Source organism: Pseudomonas sp. TE6288 (genome assembly GCF_054062095.1).
On record NZ_JBSSEW010000006.1, the window covers coordinates 156,551 to 170,741 of the forward strand.

The following is a 14,191-nucleotide window of genomic DNA, read 5'->3' on the forward strand; positions in this document are numbered from 1 at the left end:
AAAGTAAATGAAAATTATTCCGTTGCGAGTAGGACGCATGCGCATGCCAAAACCGGAAAAATATTTTCGGTTGGCAGGGGCCTGACCTGTGACTTCCCTGTAGGCAGGGGTGATTCAGCGTGCGGCTATAGGGGAACGAGCGGAGCGGCGGGGAATTTACAACGTGCGGGCGGTGGCGAGGACCACCGCCCGTAAGGCGGGGTCAGGCGGGCAGGGCGGGTTCCTGGTTGCGCTCGACGACGATCTGGCCGCCGTGCATGCGCACCAGTTGGTCGGCCACTGGGAAGTAGCGGTCGTCGTGGGAGATGACGATGATGGTCTTGCCCTGCTGTTTCAGTTCCGGCAACAGCTCGGTGTAGAACACGCGGCGGAAGGCCGGGTCCTGGTCGGCGGCCCATTCATCGAACACCAGCACCGGGCGCTGGTCGAGCCAGGCATTGATCAGCGCCAGGCGCTTGCGCTGGCCGGTGGACAGGTCGGTGGTGGTGAAGCTGCCGTCGCGGATGCTCACCTTGTGGGCGATATCCAGGCGCTCGAGGTACTTGCCGGCCTCGGGCGGCAGCTCGGCCTGGCCGGGCAGCGGCTCGTCGAACAGGTAGTAGTCGGCGAAGATAGTGGTGAACAGCTGGCGGTAGTCGTCCAGGCGCTGCGGGGTGACCGTTTCGCCATTGAGGCGCACTTCGCCCTGTTGCGGGCTGTACAGGCCCAGCAGCAGCTTGATCAGGGTGGTCTTGCCGCAGCCGTTCTCGCCGACGATGAAGACGATGTCGCCCTGGCGGATGCTCAGGTTCACCGGCCCCAGGTGGAACGGCTGGCTGCCCTCGACCTGCGGGTAGTCGTAGCGCAGTTGGCGCAGCTCGATCGACTCGACGCTGGACACGGCCGGGGCACGATCGCTCACCAGCAGGTGCGGCTCGGGCGACGAGAAGCGCGCCGACAGCTCGGCGATACGACGCAGGGCGATCTGCGCGCGGCTGATGCTCGGCAGGTTGGTGATCAATTGCTCCAACGGCCCCTTCATGTACAGCATCACCAGTACGAAGCCGCCGAGCACGGTGCGCTCGGTGCTCGGCCACAGCGCCTGGAAGGCGATGGCCACGCCGATGACGGCGAAGAACAGCATCGAGCCGAAGGTCTCGGCGCTGACGAAGATGTTCGCCGCGCGGATGTTGGCCTTGCAGATGCGCTCGGTGGCGTCGTGGATCAGCTGGTCATGCATGTGCTGGCGGCGCTTGCGCTGGATGCGCAGTTCCTTGGCGCCGCCGGAGAGGGCCTGGTAGTGCTTCTGCAGCTCGTCCTCGCCGTTGCGGGCGGTGAGGATGTTCTTCATGCCGAAGCGGTGGGCGAGGAACTGCGCGCCCGTGCCGATCACCACGGTCAGGGCGGTGATCAGCAGGATCTGCCAGGACAACAGCGCCAGGTAGGCCAGGCAGCCGAGGGTGACGGTGAAGGCGATGACCATCGGCGCCACGGACAGGGCGAAGGCGCTGATGGTACTGACATCGTTGAGCAGCACCGGGATCAGGCGGTGGGCACGGTAGCGCTCCAGTTGCGCGATCGGCGCCACCAGCACCTTGGCGGACAATTCGCGGCGCAGCCGCGCCACCACCTTCTGGCCCACGTAGTTGGTCAGCAGGTTCGAACCGGTGGAGCAGGCCAGGGTCAGCACGCACAGGCCGCCGAACAGCAGGGCGGTATGGGTGTCCGGCCCGCCGGCGGCATTCATTGCGCTGTTGATGGTGGCCAGCAGGGCGGTGACGCTCAGGCCGCTGACCACGCCAAGGGCCGCCGAAAGCGCGACCAGCATCCAGAACGGCTTGAGTATGCGCAGGGTTTCCTGGGCGAGGCTGGGTGTCTTGAGCGTCATGGGGGCATCTCGTGAGTATTCGTTGGCGCCGGGCAGGAGCAGGTCCTGATCTTGGTAGACGAGAGGGTTTTGCGCGGATTTAGTCGCCCGGCGCCGAGGGCGCCGGGGCGGGGCAGGGCTTACAGCTCGCGGGCGACGCGGAAACCGATCCAGTCGCCGCGCAGGGTGGAGCTGCGCTCGTTGCGGTTGCCCGAGCGCGAGAAGATCGGCGCCTCGGTGTAGTCGTTGCCGCGGATCACCCGGCGATCCTCGCATTCGCTGCTGTTGGTCTGCGGGCTGCCGTCGGTGGGGGCGCTGGCGTAGCTGTCGACGTAGCAGTCGCGGGTCCATTCGTAGACGTTGCCGTGGCCGTCATAGATGCCGAAGGCATTGGGCGGGAAGCTGCCGACCGGCGAGGTGAAGGAGAACCCGTCGGTAGGGCCGTAGGTGTTGGCGTGCTTGGAAATCTGGTACTTCTGCTCGTCGTTGTCATCGAGCGGGAAGGGGAACGGCCCGGTGCTGCCGCCGCGCACGGCGTACTCACGCTGGGATTCGCTGAGCACCTTGTAGACCTTGCCGGTCTTCTTCGACAGCCAAGCGGCATAGGCCTCGGCTTCGTGGAAGTTCAGGCACACGGCGGGCTGGCGGTCGCCTTGCTGGTAGCGCGGCACGCCGGCGATGCACTCGCGGCCCGGGCGGGTATCGCCGTTGGGGACCTTGTAGCCGGTGGCCTTGAGGTAGGCCTTCCACTCCCCGTTGGTGATCTGGTACTGGCTGACGGCAAAGGCTTTGTTGAACGTGACCTGGTGCAGCGGGCCTTCGTCGTCCTGGCGGCCTTTTTCGTCATCCGGGGTGCCCATCATGAAGCTGCCGGCGGGCAGCACCACCATTTCCGGGCAGGTCTTGGCGCAGTCGCGGAACACGCTGCCAGGTTTGTGCGCGGGCGCCGCGGCCAGGGCCGGCAGGCTGCAGGCGACCAGCAGGGCGGCCAGGGTGAGGCGGTTCAGGGGTGCGGTCATGGGGAAGCCTTGTTCAGGGTTGCTGGGCAGACAGCGGGAGTTCGTGCTGTTGGACGAACTGAACGAGGCGATGTTTAAGGGGGATTTGTATCCAGGTGTGGTAGGGCTGCGCCTGTAATCGCGCAGCCCGTACGCAATCAGCCCAACTCAAGCCAGATCGGCGCATGGTCCGAAGGCTTTTCCATCCCCCGCAGCTCATAGTCGACCCCGGCGGCCCTGACTCGCGGCAGCAGCCCATGGGAGGCCATGATCAGGTCGATGCGCAGGCCGCGCTTGGGCTCGTCCTCGAAACCGCGGCTGCGGTAGTCGAACCAGCTGAAGCGGTCGGCCACGTCCGGGTACAGGTGGCGGAAGCTGTCGACCAGGCCCCAGCCCTTGAGACGCTCCATCCACTCGCGCTCTTCGGGCAGGAAGCTGCACTTGCCGGTCTTAAGCCAGCGCTTGGCGTTGTCCGGGCCGATGCCGATATCGCAGTCCTGGGGCGAAATGTTCAGGTCGCCCATCACCACCACAGGCTGGTCATTCTTGAACTGCCCTTCGAGCAGGGCCTGCAGGTCGCTGTAGAAGCGCTGCTTGGCCGGGAACTTGGTGGGGTGGTCGCGGCTTTCACCTTGGGGGAAGTAGCCGTTCATGATGGTGATCGGCGTGCCGTCGGCATCGGCGAAGGTGCCCCAGATGAAGCGGCGCTGGGCGTCCTCCTCGTCACTGGCGAAGCCCTTGGACAGTGACAGCGGTTTTTCCCGCGAGAGCAGGGCGACGCCATAGTGGCCCTTCTGGCCGTGGTAGTGCACGTGGTAGCCGAGTGCCTCGACGTCGGCCAACGGGAACTGATCGTCGCTGACCTTGGTTTCCTGCAGGCCGATCACGTCCGGCTGGTGTTTGTCGATCAGCGCCGCCAGCTGGTGCGGGCGGGCGCGCAGGCCGTTGATGTTGAACGAGACGATCTTCATGGAAAGACGATCCTGGTAAAAGCCACGGATGCTAGCCGACATCGCCGGCCACGGCCAGCATGGCGCCGCGCTGCGGGCGCTGCTAACGTGCTGGAGGAGGTGAACCCAGCGCCGGAATCTGGCTCCAAGGCCCTGTACGCCCATTCCAGGAGGACTGCCCGCAATGCCCGACGACATCGCCGCCCCGGCCCGGATCTGCCTGCTCGACGCCGGCTACGCCCGCGAGGCGCGTTCGCTGCTCTACCATGCCTACCGCCACGAACCGACCTTCGCCTGGCTGTTCGAGGCCCAGCGCCCCGGGTACGAGCGCCGCCTGCGGGTGATGGTGCGCGAGTGGGTGCGCCAGCACTTTTATCTGCAATTGCCGGCGATCGGCCTGTTGCTGGAGGATCGCCTGATCGGTCTGGCGCTGATCGTGCCGCCGCAACGCCGGCTCGGCGTGGCCGACAGTTGGGCCTGGCGCCTGCGCATGATCCTCGGCACCGGCCTGCGCTGCACCCGCCGCTACCTGGATTACCAGGCCGCGCTGGCCGGTTGCCTGCCGGGGGACAAGGTGCATGTGCTGCCGCTGTTGGGCGTGCATCCGCAGTTCCAGGGCCAGCACTACGGCGAGCAACTGCTGCAGGCCGTGCATGACTGGTGCGCCGAGGACGCCGGTACCGAGGGCGTGGTGCTGGACACCGGCAATGCGCACTACCTGGCGTTCTACCAGCGCCAGGGTTATGAAGAGATCGGCGAGATCGCCGTGGGGCCGATCCGTGAGCGGGTGTTCTTCCATCCCAACCCGCGCTCGTCGAGGGTAGCGAACCTGTGACAGGCGTTTTCTGAAAGCCCCTTGGCCGTTGCGCTCTGGTAGCATGCCGCGCATGACGTATTCAGGAAGACTTGGCTGGGGCCTGCTGTTGCTGGCCGCCAGCTCCATGGCATGGGCGCAGAGCGAATTGCTGGTGCGGGTCAAACCCGCCAACAAGGCGCTCAAGTCCAATATCGAAGGGTATATCGGCAGCCTGGGTGATCGCGACGAAGAGGCCTTGCTGCGCTTCAGCCGGGGCGCCGAGGAGCAGGCGCGCAAGGCGGCCCAGGCCCTGGGCTATTACCAGGCGCGGGTCGAGACCGAGGTCAAGGCACCGGCCGAAAAAGACAAGCCACCGCAACTGATCATCCAAGTCGAGCCCGGCGAACCGATTCGCCTGCGCAACGTGACCGTGCGTATCGAAGGGCCGGCCAGCGAGCTCAGGGTGTTCCGTATTCCCGACAGCAAGGCGCTGCGTCCGGGCGAGCAGCTCAACCATGGCACCTACGAGGACGCCAAGCGGCTGATCCAGAACCAGGCCTCACGCTACGGCTTCTTCGCCGGGCGCTTCGAGCGCCAGCGCCTGGCGGTCGATCCGCAGGCCGGTGTGGCCGACATCGAACTGGTCTACCAGAGCGGCCCGCGCTACCGCCTTGGCGCGGTGAGCTTCGGTGGCGATGCGCCGCTGGACAACGACCTGCTGCAGCGCATGGTGGGGTTCAAGCCCGGCACCCCGTACGACTCGGAACTGATCGCCGAACTCAACAACGACCTGCAGTCCAGCGGGTACTTCGACAGCGTGCGCGTGGACGCCGCGCCCACCGCCGCAGTCGGCGAGGACATTCCGGTGGACGTCCACCTCGACACCCGCAAGCCACGCACCCTCGGCCTGGGCCTGGGTTTCTCCACCGACGTCGGCCCGCGCGGCAAGGCCAACTGGACCCGCCACTGGGTCAACCCGCAAGGGCACAGCTACGGCTGGGAAACCGAGCTGTCGGCGCCCCGGCAGAACGTCGGCTTGTGGTACGACGTTCCGCTGGACCCGCCGCTCACCGACAAGCTGCGCTTCGCCGGCGGCTACCAGAACGAGGAGATTTCCGGCACCGATACCTTGAGCAAACTGCTCACCGTCGGCCCGGAGTGGCACAGCAAGCTGCCCAGCGGCTGGCAGCGGGTGATTTCACTCAAGTACCAGCGCGAGGAGTATCGCCTGGGCGACGACTCGGGGCTGAGCAACCTGCTGATGCCGGGCGTCAGTTTTTCCTACCTGCGCAGCGACAACCGTATCGACCCGCACAATGGCTACCGCCTGCAGTTCGACCTGCAAGCGGCCAAGGAAGGCCTGGGTTCGGACACCAACCTGATCCACGGCAACGTGCTGCTCAAGGGCCTGACCACCCTGGGCCAGAACCATCGCTTCCTTGGCCGCGTGCAGTTCGGCGGCAGTGCCACCAATGGCTACCAGCAGAACATCCCGCCGTCACTACGCTTCTTCGCCGGTGGTGACCAGAGCGTACGTGGTTACGACTACCAGTCGCTGTCGCCGAAGAACAACCAGGGCGACCGCATCGGTGGCCGTTACCTGGTGGCCGGCAGCGCCGAGTACCAGTACTCGATTGCCGAGAAATGGCGCCTGGCGACCTTCATCGACCAGGGCAATTCGTTCAATTCGCTGGAACTGCCCAGCCTCAAGACCGGCGTCGGCATCGGCGTGCGCTGGGTGTCGCCGGTGGGGCCGCTGCGCCTGGACCTGGCCCGCGCCCTGGATGACGACGGTGGTTTTCGTTTGCACTTCTCCATGGGACCTGAGCTGTGACGCGTGTAGTCAAACCCATCCTGCTGGCACTGCTGGGCCTGCTGTTGCTGATCGTCCTGGCGCTGGGCCTGGTGCTGGGTACCCAGGGCGGCAGCCGCTGGGTGCTGGGCCTGGTGCCGGGGCTGCAAGTCAGCGATTTTTCCGGACGCCTCGGCGGCAGTTGGCAGGCCAGCCAACTGCGCTGGACGGCGGGCGAAGACCGTGTCGAGGTGCAGGCCCCGCAACTGGACTGGTCGCCAGCCTGCCTGCTGCGCGCCACCTTGTGCGTCGAGCGTCTGCAGGCCGAGCGTATCGATATGGCCTTCGCCCCGGGCGAGGACAAGCCCGATAGCGGCCCGCTGCAACTGCCGACGCTGAATCTGCCGTTGGCCATCGAGCTGGGCGAGGTCAAGGTAGGCCAGCTGCGCCTGGATGGCAGCGATCTGCTGGGTGACCTCAGCCTGGCCGCGCACTGGACTGCGAGCGGCCTGCGCGTGGACAGCCTGCAACTGCGCCGCGACGACCTGCGCCTGGACGTGCAGGGCGACCTTACGCCCCAAGGCGACTGGCCGCTGCAGTTGCAAGGTACGCTGCAACTGCCCGCGGTCGATGGCAAGCCTTGGCAACTGGCGTTGAGCGCCAAGGGCGAGTTGCAGAAGTCCCTTGCCGTCGATGCCACCAGCAGTGGCTACCTGGACGCACGGCTGAGCGGTGAGCTCCAGGCCCTGGCCGAGCACCTGCCGGCCCACCTGAGCATTCGCGCGGACAGCTTCAAACCCGCCGCCGAGCTGCCCGACACCCTGCAACTCGACCAGCTGCGGCTCGATGCCCAGGGTGACTTGCTCAAGGGGTATCAACTGTCCGGCTCGGCCACGCTGCCCGCCGAGCAAGGGCCGATCGGCCTGGTGCTGGCCGGCAAGGTCGATGCCAAGGGTGCCCGGCTCGATGCCTTGGATCTGAACGCCAGCGACCAGCAGCGCCTCAAGCTGCAGGCCAGCGCCGACTGGCAGCAAGGCCTGAGCGCCGATGCCAGCCTCGACTGGCTGGACTTCCCCTGGTTGCGCCTGTACCCGCTGGAGACGGCGCCCCAGGTCACGCTCAAGCGCTTCAACGCCCAGGTGCAGTACCGCGACGGCAGCTACAAGGGGGTGTTCAACGGCGACCTGGATGGCCCGGCCGGCGCCTTCAGCCTGGCCAGCCCGTTCGACGGCGACCTGGGCCAGGTACGCCTGCCACAGCTGGTGCTCAACGCCGGGCAGGGCAAGGCCGTCGGCAGTGTCGGCGTGCGTTTCGCCGACACCCTGGCCTGGAATGTCGACCTGCAACTGTCGGCCCTGGACCCGGCCTACTGGCTGGCGGAGCTGCCCGGCACCCTGGCCGGCCCGCTGCGCAGCCAGGGCGAATTGAAGCACGAGCAACTGACGCTCAAGGCTCAGTTGGACCTCAAAGGGCGCCTGCGCGGCCAGCCGGCGCTGGTCAAGGTCGACGCCGAAGGCGCGGGCGAGCGTTGGACCCTGGGCAGCCTGGCGGTGCAGTTGGGCGACAACCGCATCAATGGCAGCGCCAGCGTGCAGCAGCGCCTGGCCGGGCGCATCGACCTCGACCTGCCGCGCCTGGGCCAGCTCTGGCCACAGCTGCAAGGGCAGGCCAAGGGCCGTCTGGACCTGGCCGGCACCCTGGCCGCGCCGCAAGGCACCCTGACCCTGCAGGGGCAACAGCTGGGCCAGGCCGACAACCGTGTGCAGCGACTGGACCTGGATGCCCGGCTGGACAATGCCCAGCGTGGCCAGGTGACGCTCAAGGCCGGCGGTATCCGGGTGGGTGATACCGCCCTGGGCAGTCTTGATGTGCAAGGCAAGGGCGATCTTCGCCAGCAGGCTGCCACCCTGGCCCTCGACGGCCCGCAACTCAAGCTCGACCTGGCGCTGGATGGCGCCTTGGCCAAGGGTGACTGGCGTGGTCGCCTGGCCAGCGGGCGGATCCAGGCCGGCGGCCAAGACTGGCAGTTGCAGGCCCCGGCGCGCCTGCAGCGCCTGGCCAGCGGTCAGCTCGATTTCGGCGCCCATTGCTGGCGTTCCGGCCAGGCCAGCCTGTGCGGCGAGGACCAGCGCCTGGCGCCGGAGCCGCGCCTGCGCTACCACCTCAAGCAGTTCCCGCTGGACAGCCTGGCGCAGTGGCTGCCCAAGGACTTCGCCTGGCAGGGCCTGCTCAACGCCGACATCAACCTCGACATCCCGGCCAGCGGCCCCAAGGGCAGCATCCGCGTCGATGCCGGCGGCGGCACCCTGCGGGTACGCGACAAGGACCGCTGGGTCGACTTCCCCTATCAGGTGCTGCGCCTGGACAGCACCCTGGCGCCACGCCGGGTCGACACCCGCCTGGACTTCCGGGGCGAGCGCCTGGGTGAGCTGAATGTGAACACCCGCCTTGATCCGCTGGGCCGCAACAAGCCGTTGTCCGGTGATTTCCGCCTGGCCGGGCTTGAGCTGTCCGTCATCCGGCCGTTCCTGCCGATGGTCGAGCGCCTGGCCGGCCAGCTCAACGGCAGCGGGCGTCTGTCCGGCAGCCTGATTGCGCCACAGGTCAATGGCAGCCTGGCCTTGAGCGGTGGCGAGGTCAGCGGCGCGGAGTTGCCGGTGAGCCTGGAGGACCTGTCGCTGCAGGCGCTGATCGCCGGTGAACAGGTGCAACTGAACGGCAACTGGCGCAGTGGCGCAGCAGGGCGTGGGCAGCTGACCGGGCATATGACCTGGGGCCAGGCGCTGGGCATGGACCTGCGCCTGCAAGGCCAGCAACTGCCGGTCAGCGTCGAGCCCTACGCGGCGCTGGAAGTGGCGCCCGACCTGAACATTCGCCTGGTGGACGACAAACTGGCGGTGACCGGCAAGGTGCAGGTGCCCAAGGGCAAGATCACCGTGCGCGAGCTGCCGCCGTCGACGGTCAAGGTCTCGGACGATACGGTGATCGTGGGCCACCAGACCGAACAGGGCAAGCCGCCGATGGCGGTGGCGATGGACATCGATGTCGATGTCGGCAGCGAAAAACTGTCGTTCAAGGGCTTTGGCCTGACCGCCAACCTGCTGGGCCACGTGCATATCGGCGACAACCTCGACACCCGTGGCGAGCTGAGCCTGGCCGACGGACGCTATCGGCAGTATGGGCAGAGCCTGACCATTCGCCGCGCGCGGCTGCTGTTCGCCGGGCCCATCGACCAGCCATACCTGGACATCGAGGCGATCCGAAAGGTCGACGACGTGATCGCCGGCATTCGCCTGAGCGGCAGCGCCGAGCAGCCGACCACCAAGGTGTTCTCGGAGCCGGCGATGAGCCAGGAGCAGGCGTTGTCCTACCTGGTATTGGGTCGCCCGCTGAACAGCTCCGGCGAAGACAGCAACATGCTCGCCGAGGCGGCGCTGGGGCTGGGGTTGATGGGCAGCGCCGGTCTGACTGGCGGCCTGGCCTCGAACCTGGGCATCGACGACTTCCAGCTCGACACCCAGGGCACGGGCAACAAGACCAGCGTGGTGGCCAGCGGCAACCTCACCGAGCGCCTGAGCCTGCGCTATGGCGTGGGCGTGTTCGAGCCGGCCAATACCATTGCCTTGCGCTACAAGCTCAGCAAGAAGGTCTACCTGGAAGCCGCCAGCGGCCTGGCCAGCTCGCTGGATATCTTCTACAAGCGCGATTTCTGATCCAGACCGCCGAAGTATTGGGTACGCATCGCAATACCTTGCTCCGGCGCCTGGAGCGCGCCCAGGACATGCTGCCCATTCCCTTTGCCGACCACCGTATCCAGATTGCCGCGGCGCTCGAGCTGGTGCTGTGGAGCACACCACTCGAGGACGGCGAAAAGTAGTTCGAGGTTGCCGTGGCTACGCCTGTCGACGGATGTTGCCGATCTGTCGCAGGCTCAACCCATACTTGTCGGCGAGCAGGCTGCGTGACAGCCCGCTGGCGCTCTCCCGCTGGATCTGCTGGTTGCGCAGCTGGCGCTGGAAGTGGTCGGACTTGGGGATCTCCAGGGCAAGGCCGGCGAAGCGCTGGATCAGCGCATCGAGCGCCTCGGACGGCAGCACATCGGCCAGTTTGGTGCGTTGGCGATGCTTGGGGATGTACTTGGGGCGTCCGCCAAAGGCATGGGTCAGCCGGTAGGCGTTGTCCAAACCGATGCATTCGATCAGTGCCTGCAGCGACTGAGGCAGTTGGGTGAGGTCGATGTTGCTCAGGTCTGGCATTTCCACGAAATGGTTCCTTCCGTCATTGGGTTTGGCCGGCGCCGAGGTCCCGATGGGCTGCGGCGTGGGTTGCCACGGGGAGGTCCGCGTGGCGTGGCCAGATTTTCGAACAGCGACGGAAAGGGTCGCTAGGCGCGAAGCGGACCGGGGTTTGTAGTCGTCCTTGTCTGTTGTTTGCGGGCAACTGGACGCCTTGAGGTAGGAAATGCCTTCACCCCTGCGCTGCAGGCCCCAAACCATCTAGAGAAAGGGTTCCATGATGGCTTAGTGGGTAGCTTACCTAGACATGCACATACGGGCGCATCTCGACGCTTCCGTGGGGCAGGGGCAGGAAAGAGGGGATGGCTGCGTTGGGAGCCGGCAGGAACTGCAGCGAGGGGAAAGCGGCCGAGGTATCATGGCGTCGGCTCCGCTGGAGCCTCATGTCCCCGATGTCGCAAGGAACCTCCGATGACACACGTGCAGCGCCTGAAATATTCGATCCTGATCATCCTGGTGGTCCTGGGGATCATGCTTGGCCTAAGTTACCTGCAGAAGCAGGGCACTATCAGCGAGCAGACATTCCAGTACGTCGCCATCGCCATTGCGGTGGTCGTGGTGGTGATCAACGGGATCCTGCGGCGCAAGGTGAAACCCTGAAGCAGGCGGGCCGGCATATCCTTGCCGGCCATGCGCTCAGCGCGAGGCGGGTTGTTCGAGCACGGCCCGGGCCTGAGGGTTCAGGCTGTAGCATTTGTCGCTGCCCAGGTTGATCACGCCTTCGCTGCACAGGCGCTTGAGCACCTCGCGCACGCTCAGGAACGACAGCGGGATATCCAGCTGCTCGAGTTGCGCATGCACGCCACGCACACCAATGCTGCGGCCATTGCGGCCGGCGGTGTGCAGGGCGTCGATGACCTTCAGGCGGATCAGGCTGGTGCGCAGGCCGTAGGCGCGCAGCAGCTCGCGGATCTGTTCGTTGCCCACGCGTTCCTCCTGGGAGGCGGCGGCCTGGCTGGGTGCAGGCTGCGCCGCTAGCGATTGTTGCGGGTTGTACATGTGAATGCTCCTTTTCGTGGACTGTCCCGAAATCATGGGTGCCTCACATCTAAAGACGTTTGAGCTCGACAAAACTGCAACCCCCGGTGAAAAAAATCTGACACGTTCTGTTGAGAACGTTGCAGCACCGCGTCGAACGTAAAATTTTCATCTGGCCATTCGTCTGTTCGGGATGACCCCGATAAGCACGAGGAGTGCCTGTGATCCCTCTTCCCCTGTTTCGCCTGGGCCTTGCCGCCGCCCTGGTCGCTTCCAGCCTGACCCTGCAGGCGCGCGAGGTCGATGGCGAGGCCTCCGCGCAGATCCGGCGCACCAGTTTCGGCGTGCCGCACATCCTGGCCAAGGACGAGCGCGGCCTGGGCTACGGCATCGGCTACGCCTATGCCCAGGACAACCTGTGCCTGCTGGCTGGCGAAGTACTGACCGTCAATGGCGAGCGCTCCCGCTATTTCGGTGCCGACGGCAAGACGGTCGAGCAGCGTGACAATCTCTCCAGCGACCTGTTCTTTACCTGGCTCAACGAGCCTGCGGCGGTAGACAGTTTCCTCAAGGCGCAGCCGGTGGCGGTGCGCGACCTGCTTGATGGTTATGCCAACGGCTACAACCGTGCCCTGGGTGAACGACGGGCCGAGGGGCTGCCGGCCGAGTGCGGGGCAGGGGAGTGGCTACGACCGATCACCAGTCGCGATCTGGTCAAGCTGACCCGGCGCTTGCTGGCCGAGGGCGGTGTGGGGCAATTCGTCGAGGCCGTGGTCGCCGCGACGCCACCCAAGCTGGCGGCGCAGCGCCCGGCGGTCGACTACAGCGTGGCCTTGGCGCGACAGGCGCAGTTCGCCGCCGAGCGTGGCAGCAATGCCGTGGCCGTGGGCGCCGAACGTTCGGCCAATGGCCGTGGGTTGCTGCTGGCCAACCCGCACTTCCCGTGGGTCGGTGGGCTGCGTTTCTACCAGATGCAGTTGACCATCCCCGGGCAACTGGATGTGATGGGCGCGGCCTTGCCGGGCCTGCCGGTGGTCAATATCGGTTTCAACCGGCACCTGGCCTGGACCCACACGGTCGACACCTCCAAGCACTTCACCCTCTACCGCCTGCAACTGGACCCCAAGGACGCCACCCGCTACCTGTATGACGGCCAGTCGCTGCCGCTGGAGCGCAAGCTGCTAACGGTCACGGTGAAGGGTGAGGACGGTACGCTCAGCCAGGTCGAACGCACGATTCACCTGTCGAAGTTTGGCCCTGTGGTGCAATGGCCCGGCCGTCTGGATTGGGACAATCACGCCGCCTACAGCCTGCGCGACGCCAACCTCGACAACACCCGGGTATTGCAGCAGTGGTACCGGATCAACCGTGCCGACAGCCTGCAGGCGCTGAAGGCGTCGGTGGGCGAGCTGCAGGGCATCCCCTGGGTCAACACCTTGGCAGTGGACGCTGCTGGCCAGGCCTTGTACCTCAATCAGTCGGTGGTGCCCTATGTCGACCAGGGGATGCTGGAGCAGTGCAGCAACCCGGGCGCGTCGGGCCCGCTGGTGGTGCTCGACGGCTCGCGCAGTGCCTGTCAATGGAAGGTGGATGCGCAGGCGGCCCAGCCAGGGATCTTCCCGGCCAACCTGCTGCCGAGCCTGGAGCGGCGCGATTATGTACAGCACGCCAACGATTCGGCGTGGATGGCCAACCCGGCCCAGCCGTTGACCGGCTTCTCGCCCTTGGTCAGCCGTGCCGACCAGCCCCTGGGCCTGCGTAGCCGCTTTGCCCTGCAGCGCCTGCAAGGCAAGGGCAAGCTGGGCAGCGCCGAGCTGCAGCACATGGTGTTCGATGACGAGGTGTACCAGGCCAGCCTGCTGATGCCGGACCTGTTGCAATGGTGCAAGGGCGTGGAGGCGGACATACAGTCGGTGTGTGCCAGTCTGCAGGCGTGGGCCGGCAAGGCCGATCCGGATAGCGGCATCGGCCTGGTTCATTTCATCAACATCGCAGGCGCGTTGGCCGAGCATCCGCAAAGCTGGCGCGTGCCGTTCGATCCGGCCGACCCGTTGCACACGCCTCGTGGCCTGGCGGTGGAGCAGGCCGCGGTGCGCAAGCTGCTGCACGAAGCGGCGCTGGACTCGCTGGCGCAGGTGAAGGAGGCCGGTATCGCCGCCGACCAGCGTTGGGGGCAGATCCAGCAGGCCGCCGATGGCACGCCGGTGCCCGGCGGGCCGCAGGCGTTGGGCGTCTACAACGCGATGGTCAGTGTGCCGGTAGGGCCGGGCAAGCGCCTGGTGGTCAGTGGTTCGAGCTATCTGCAAGTGGTCAGTTTTACCGAGCACGGCCCTCAGGCCCAAGGGCTGCTGGCTTTCTCGCTGTCGAGCGAGCGGGCGTCGGCGCATGCCGCTGACCAGACGCGAGCTTTCGCGGCCAAGCAACTGGCGCCGATACCGTTCACCGAGGCGCAGATCAAGGCTGATCCGCAGTATCGGCAGTATGTGATCAGCGAGCGGGACAAGGGGCGGGTGGTCAGCGCCCAATAGTGCCGGTG

Annotated in this window: 10 protein-coding genes and 1 pseudogene; 6 read left to right on the forward strand and 5 right to left on the reverse strand. The window is 66.3% G+C overall.

Going from position 1 to position 14,191, the window contains the following annotated elements:
• Positions 1–202: 202 nt before the first annotated feature.
• From ACVWY1_RS08165 to xthA, 3 genes are all read right to left on the reverse strand, one after another.
• Positions 203–1,867: a cyclic peptide export ABC transporter gene (locus ACVWY1_RS08165; protein ID WP_277503785.1), complete on the reverse strand. Its 1,665-nt coding sequence runs from the start codon at positions 1,865–1,867 to the stop codon at positions 203–205.
• Positions 1,868–1,986: 119 nt separating this feature from the next.
• Positions 1,987–2,865, reverse strand: a complete 879-nt coding sequence (locus ACVWY1_RS08170; protein WP_277503787.1) for a formylglycine-generating enzyme family protein — start codon at positions 2,863–2,865, stop codon at positions 1,987–1,989.
• 137 nt (positions 2,866–3,002) lie between these two features.
• The gene (gene xthA / locus ACVWY1_RS08175; protein ID WP_102682351.1) at positions 3,003–3,815 is read right to left on the reverse strand and encodes an exodeoxyribonuclease III; all 813 of its coding nucleotides are present in this window, start codon (positions 3,813–3,815) and stop codon (positions 3,003–3,005) included.
• A gap of 163 nt (positions 3,816–3,978) precedes the next feature.
• Here xthA and ACVWY1_RS08180 point away from each other — a divergent pair, with 163 nt between their 5' ends.
• The 4 genes and pseudogenes from ACVWY1_RS08180 to ACVWY1_RS08195 all read left to right on the forward strand — a co-directional run.
• Positions 3,979–4,629 (forward strand): GNAT family N-acetyltransferase, encoded by a 651-nt coding sequence (locus ACVWY1_RS08180; protein ID WP_102682350.1) that lies wholly within the window; start codon positions 3,979–3,981, stop codon positions 4,627–4,629.
• A gap of 52 nt (positions 4,630–4,681) precedes the next feature.
• Entirely contained in the window at positions 4,682–6,424 is a 1,743-nt protein-coding gene (locus ACVWY1_RS08185; RefSeq protein ID WP_102682349.1) for an autotransporter assembly complex protein TamA, read from the forward strand.
• On the forward strand, positions 6,421–10,095 hold the full coding sequence (locus ACVWY1_RS08190) for a translocation/assembly module TamB domain-containing protein (protein WP_457378098.1): 3,675 nt from the start codon (positions 6,421–6,423) through the stop codon (positions 10,093–10,095). Before ACVWY1_RS08185 ends, ACVWY1_RS08190 begins: the two co-directional genes overlap by 4 nt.
• A 17-nt stretch (positions 10,096–10,112) precedes the next feature.
• Positions 10,113–10,157 (forward strand): annotated as a pseudogene (locus tag ACVWY1_RS08195) (hypothetical protein); the annotation flags it as partial.
• 118 nt (positions 10,158–10,275) lie between these two features.
• Here the strand turns inward: ACVWY1_RS08195 and ACVWY1_RS08200 are convergent.
• Positions 10,276–10,644, reverse strand: a complete 369-nt coding sequence (locus ACVWY1_RS08200) for a Mor transcription activator family protein (RefSeq protein ID WP_139670908.1) — start codon at positions 10,642–10,644, stop codon at positions 10,276–10,278.
• A gap of 444 nt (positions 10,645–11,088) precedes the next feature.
• Here ACVWY1_RS08200 and ACVWY1_RS08205 point away from each other — a divergent pair, with 444 nt between their 5' ends.
• Positions 11,089–11,277 (forward strand): hypothetical protein, encoded by a 189-nt coding sequence (locus ACVWY1_RS08205; protein WP_023632313.1) that lies wholly within the window; start codon positions 11,089–11,091, stop codon positions 11,275–11,277.
• Positions 11,278–11,313: 36 nt separating this feature from the next.
• Here the strand turns inward: ACVWY1_RS08205 and ACVWY1_RS08210 are convergent, their stop codons facing one another.
• Positions 11,314–11,676, reverse strand: coding sequence for a fe2+ zn2+ uptake regulation protein (locus tag ACVWY1_RS08210; RefSeq protein WP_102682323.1), 363 nt, complete (start codon positions 11,674–11,676; stop codon positions 11,314–11,316).
• A 200-nt stretch (positions 11,677–11,876) separates the two neighbouring features.
• On the opposite strand from ACVWY1_RS08210, the gene pvdQ reads away from it, so the two are divergent.
• Positions 11,877–14,183, forward strand: coding sequence for a bifunctional acylase PvdQ (gene pvdQ, locus ACVWY1_RS08215; RefSeq protein WP_457378099.1), 2,307 nt, complete (start codon positions 11,877–11,879; stop codon positions 14,181–14,183).
• The last annotated feature ends 8 nt before the right edge of the window (positions 14,184–14,191 follow it).

Bases quoted from the DNA above. Each gene is read 5' to 3' on its own strand.
- ACVWY1_RS08165 (WP_277503785.1), bottom strand. From the start codon at position 1,867: ATGACGCTCAAGACACCCAGCCTCGCCCAGGAAACCCTGCGCATACTC.
- ACVWY1_RS08170 (WP_277503787.1), bottom strand. From the start codon at position 2,865: ATGACCGCACCCCTGAACCGCCTCACCCTGGCCGCCCTGCTGGTCGCC.
- xthA (WP_102682351.1), bottom strand. From the start codon at position 3,815: ATGAAGATCGTCTCGTTCAACATCAACGGCCTGCGCGCCCGCCCGCAC.
- ACVWY1_RS08180 (WP_102682350.1), top strand. From the start codon at position 3,979: ATGCCCGACGACATCGCCGCCCCGGCCCGGATCTGCCTGCTCGACGCC.
- ACVWY1_RS08185 (WP_102682349.1), top strand. From the start codon at position 4,682: ATGACGTATTCAGGAAGACTTGGCTGGGGCCTGCTGTTGCTGGCCGCC.
- ACVWY1_RS08205 (WP_023632313.1), top strand. From the start codon at position 11,089: ATGACACACGTGCAGCGCCTGAAATATTCGATCCTGATCATCCTGGTG.
- ACVWY1_RS08210 (WP_102682323.1), bottom strand. From the start codon at position 11,676: ATGTACAACCCGCAACAATCGCTAGCGGCGCAGCCTGCACCCAGCCAG.